General features: G+C 49.3%; 6 protein-coding genes. 4 read left to right on the top strand and 2 right to left on the bottom strand.

The window, feature by feature from the left end:
• Together ACEW8P_RS18775 and ACEW8P_RS18780 are read left to right on the top strand one after the other, a co-directional pair.
• Positions 1–888 (top strand): glutamate-1-semialdehyde 2,1-aminomutase (locus ACEW8P_RS18775; protein ID WP_373514611.1); only part of this gene is annotated, 888 nt, incomplete at its 5' end.
• A 69-nt stretch (positions 889–957) separates the two neighbouring features.
• Positions 958–1,929: a glycosyltransferase family 2 protein gene (locus tag ACEW8P_RS18780; RefSeq protein WP_373514612.1), complete on the top strand. Its 972-nt coding sequence runs from the start codon at positions 958–960 to the stop codon at positions 1,927–1,929.
• 22 nt (positions 1,930–1,951) lie between these two features.
• On the opposite strand, the gene ACEW8P_RS18785 is transcribed toward ACEW8P_RS18780, so the two are convergent.
• Positions 1,952–2,716 (bottom strand): methyltransferase domain-containing protein, encoded by a 765-nt coding sequence (locus tag ACEW8P_RS18785; RefSeq protein ID WP_373514613.1) that lies wholly within the window; start codon positions 2,714–2,716, stop codon positions 1,952–1,954.
• A 129-nt stretch (positions 2,717–2,845) separates the two neighbouring features.
• Between ACEW8P_RS18785 and ACEW8P_RS18790 the strand changes: the two genes are divergently transcribed.
• The gene (locus tag ACEW8P_RS18790) at positions 2,846–3,223 is read left to right on the top strand and encodes a hypothetical protein (RefSeq protein ID WP_373514614.1); all 378 of its coding nucleotides are present in this window, start codon (positions 2,846–2,848) and stop codon (positions 3,221–3,223) included.
• 37 nt (positions 3,224–3,260) lie between these two features.
• Here ACEW8P_RS18790 and ACEW8P_RS18795 read toward each other — a convergent pair whose 3' ends face one another.
• Positions 3,261–3,647 (bottom strand): hypothetical protein, encoded by a 387-nt coding sequence (locus tag ACEW8P_RS18795; RefSeq protein ID WP_373514615.1) that lies wholly within the window; start codon positions 3,645–3,647, stop codon positions 3,261–3,263.
• Positions 3,648–3,825: 178 nt separating this feature from the next.
• Here ACEW8P_RS18795 and ACEW8P_RS18800 point away from each other — a divergent pair.
• Positions 3,826–4,569, top strand: a 744-nt coding sequence (locus tag ACEW8P_RS18800) for a histidine--tRNA ligase (RefSeq protein ID WP_373514616.1), incomplete at its 3' end; no start/stop codon positions are given.

Here is a 4,569-nt window from a genome sequence, read left to right on the forward strand (position 1 = left end):
AAGATCATCAAGTTTGCGGGATGTTACCACGGCCACGGTGATAGTTTTCTGATTGCAGCCGGTTCAGGGGCAATTACCCACGGCACACCCGACAGTCCCGGCGTTCCCGAGGGCGTGGCCAAGGACACACTCACCGCACCATTCAATAATCTTGAAGCCGTCCAGAAACTGGTAGACGCTAATCCTGGCCAAGTCGCGACGATCATCGTGGAACCCGTTGTGGGTAATATGGGCTGCGTCCTGCCCGAGCCGGGTTTTCTGGAAGGATTGCGCAGTTTGTGCGACAAAGAAGACATCATCTTGATTTTTGACGAGGTAATGACGGGTTTTCGCCTTTCAAAAGGCGGCGCGCAGGAGCGGTTAAGCGTTATGCCTGATATGACGACCTTAGGCAAGATTATTGGCGGCGGGATGCCCGTAGGAGCGTACGGCGGGCGGGAAGACATCATGAACTACGTTTCTCCCGCCGGCCCGGTCTATCAGGCGGGAACGCTTTCTGGAAATCCCATCGCGATGGCAGCAGGCTTGGCCATGCTAGACTACCTGAATGACCATCAGGAGGTATACCTTAATCTCGATCAGGCGGGTGTGAAGCTGGCGCAGGGTTTTCGGGTGAGTATGGAGAAGTTAGGGCTGAACTACACCGTCAACCAGATTGGCTCCATGTACACGCTATTTTTTACCGAGGACCCTGTTCGCGATTTTCCATCAGCCCGTGCCTGCAACATGGAAATGTACGGCAAGTACTTCCACGCTATGTTGGAACGAGGCGTCTATCTCGGCGCTTCCCAGTACGAGAGTATGTTTCTATCCACCGCCTTGGAAGACAGCCATCTCAACCACATCATCCAGGCCAACGAAGAATCTCTGAAAGCAATTTTGGAGTAGATGTACGCTTGTAGTTCACCTATTCAGGAAAACAAATGCGGTTTAGGAAATTAGGCACTCTTCACTGATTTGCGCAAGTACTCGATAGTAGTTCCGGTATATAACCGTCCCGATGAGTTGGACGAGCTGCTCGAAAGCCTTACTCGCCAGTTTTACCGCGATTTTGAGGTAATTGTGGTGGAGGATGGCTCAAAGACTCCGGCTTCCGGGATTGTGGACAAACACGCCGGTAAGCTCGATATCAAGTACTTCATGATCGAAAACGTGGGGCAAGGCTTTGCCCGAAACTACGGCTTCGCGCAGGCCAAAGGCGACTACCTGATCGTTTTCGACTCCGACACCATTATTCCGCCGCACTACCTCCAGACGGTGGATACCCAACTTAGCCGAAAGTTTCTGGATGCATACGGCGGCCCGGACAGGGCAGCTGATAACTTTTCCGACTTGCAGAAGGCCATCAGCTATGCCATGACGTCTTTTTTTACGACGGGCGGCATTCGGGGAAAGGCGAAGAACGCGGGCGGGAATTTTCAACCACGTAGTTTCAACATGGGGATGTCGCGGCGGGTATTTCAGGAAACGGGCGGCTTCGCCAAGCGCGATATGGGGGAAGATATCGAGTTCGGCATCCGACTACAAGCCCAAAACTACCGCACAGATCTCATTCCCGACGCCTACGTATTTCACAAGCGGCGCGGTAGTTTTCGAGACTTTTGGCGGCAGGTTCACTCTTTTGGCCGCACCAGATTTGTGTTGGACGAAATGCACCCGAACCGTGGATTGATCAAACCTGTTCACGCCTTTCCCGCTCTTTTTACGGTTTTCTGCGTGTTGATTTCCGTTATGTACTTATTGGTGAAACCGCTGGCTATTATTTCAATTCTCCTTTTACAGGTTTTCGTAGTAGCGATTTTTCTGGATGCCTCGCTAAAAAATAATAGCTTGAAAGTGGGGGCTTTAAGCGTCCTTGCGGCTTTTGTTCAGCTCTTCGGGTACGGAACGGGCTTTATTCGGGAAGGATTTCGAAGGATTTTCAGTTAAAGCCAGATTTGAGTGCAACCTGCTACTTTCGACAAAGGTAGATCAACTCCATTGCTGGCAGCGCAAACCTGGCCACCTCTTCCTCTGTGAGTTCATCTATCACAAAGCGATCTTCTTTTACCGCAAATCCACCTTTCTCCAATTCCTGGGCGTAATCACGGCCGAACAACCGTAAATGATCATTTTGCCAGAAGTGCTTTTCGCGCTCGCGTGGATCGGTGATGCCGGCGTCTTCGTAGGTGGTGGCTTTGTTGAGGTCTTGTGGTGATTGGATAATAGCCCAGCCGCCCGGTTTTAGCACGCGATAGAGTTCACTAGTGGCTTTCACATAGTCATCCACGTGTTCCATGACGTGGTTGCAGAAGGCGACATCAAAAGTAGATTCGGGGAAAGGAATGTCGTGAATGTCCATCTTGACCTTTGCCAGCGGTGATTCAATATCCGCCGTGATGTAGTCGAGATTTTTCATTCGCTCGAAGCGGTCGATGAAACAGTACTCCGGGGCTACATGCAGAACTTTCAGGTCTGCGGTAAAAAAATTGGTCTTTCTTTTTAGATACAAATACATCAGCCGATGGCGTTCCAATGCCAGACAGTTGGGACAAAGTGCATTGTCGCGGCCTTTGCGTCCATAAGGCAAAAATTCCTTATACTGATGATCGCAAACGGGGCACTCCACGCGGCTACCTTTGTGAAAAAGCCCTAAGAAACGCGCTGCAAAATGCCCGACCCGCTGCAAAGCAGGGCGAGGCACGTACCGCAACACAAGACTAATGATCGATTTCATCTATTTAGCGAAGAATTGAGATTTTGACATAGATGATAAATTTTTATTATTTTTGTATGATTTAATCTTTGAATACTACCAAATAGCTATTCGTAAAATTTATCATCCCCACTATCTATCGTATCAATTATGTTGCCAAACGATTCTGAGACAAAGCCACCTGGACAAAAACTGCTTTCTAAACTTTCGGCCCGCACTAAATGGCTGGTTTTGGCCCCGCTCGGGTTGATACTGATCGGCTACGGTTTATGCGTATTTAGCGAAGCCGGTAACCTGAAACATACGGGTAGCCCAACTACTGAATGGGTGATTCTGGGTACTTACAGCCTCATTCTGGTTAATGCCGGTATATCAATTTTTGGCCAGGCAGTGTACTTTCGAGTAATGATGGACGTGCGCCGCGAAACCCGCCGCAGTATTCGCAAACTCGAAACCAAACTGGCCAGTCGGGAACGGAACAAGCGCTCCCGCGACCGGAAAAGAAAAAGCTCCACCAAATCCAATTGACAGAGCTTCTTTGATATTTGGGCAAGACAAGACGAACCTATTTCTTAGCTGCCTCTTCCTTAGTTTCTTCGGTTTTTTTGTCGGCTTTTGGCTCTTCAGTGGCTTTGGCTTCAACCTTCGTTTCTTCCTCAATCTTTGGCTCGGCTTTCTTCTCCTCAGCCGCTTCTGATTTCTTGCTTTCTACGGGCTTGGTTTCATCTTTCTTCGACTCGGCCGCTTCCGCTTTTTTGCTTTCTACCGGCTTGGCAGCTTTCTTCTCCTCCGCCTCGCGCTGCTTCTTCATCTCGGCAAATTCTGCCTTGATGGCTTCTACATCCACGTTCCGTACCTCGGGCTTACGCATAAGGTCTTTGATTTTTTTCAGGCGGTTGGTTGACCTGGTTTGATTTCTCAGCGCTTTGCGCCTAAGTATGGTAACTGCCATTGCTGTTGTATTTGAGTTAAAAAGAGGTGCAAAAGTAGTGCTTAATTATTAAAAAAGTGAGATTTAGGCCGGAAAATTGTCTATGCTCCCTAACTTTGCACCGTTACTAAAAGATTTAAAATTTTTAATCCAGCCCCTTGTCAGGCTGAGCGAAGCCGAAGCCCTACAGCCAGTAATTATGTCAAAACCCAGCTTAGCCCGTGGTACCCGCGATTTTGGTCCCGAACAGATGGTCAAGCGGACTTTCATTCTTGATACTATCCGGCAGGTCTTCCAGCGTTACGGTTTCCAGCCTCTGGAAACGCCCGCCATCGAGAATCTTTCGGTATTGATGGGAAAGTACGGCGAGGAGGGCGATCAACTGCTTTACAAAATTCTGAACTCGGGTGATTTTGCGGGGAAATTGGAGGAAGAGGACTGGCAAGCAGGCAGTAGGGACATCACAACCAAAATTTCGGAAAAAGGTTTACGGTACGACCTCACCGTGCCATTTGCCCGGTACGTAGTGATGAACCGGGGGACGCTGCCGTTTCCTTTCAAGCGCTACCAAATCCAGCCTGTGTGGCGAGCCGATCGCCCCCAAAAAGGTCGCTACCGCGAATTTTACCAGTGCGATGCTGATGTGGTCGGTACCGATTCGCTGCTCTGCGAAGCGGAGATTGTCCTTATGCTGCATGAAAGTTTACTAAATCTGGGCATCAAAAACTTTACGGTGAAGCTCAACAACCGCAAAATCCTAACCGGAATATCAGAAGTCATTGGTGCGCCGGGCCAGGAAGGGCCATTTGCGGTGGCTATTGATAAACTGGATAAAATCGGGAAGGAAAAAGTGATTCAGGAGCTTCGTGACCGCGGATTCTCTGAGGATAGTATTGTCAAGTTAGAACCTATTTTTACGCTTTCGGAACAACCTGACCCTTTT

This window comes from Persicitalea sp., assembly GCF_041751555.1.
Lineage (GTDB): Bacteria > Bacteroidota > Bacteroidia > Cytophagales > Spirosomataceae > Persicitalea.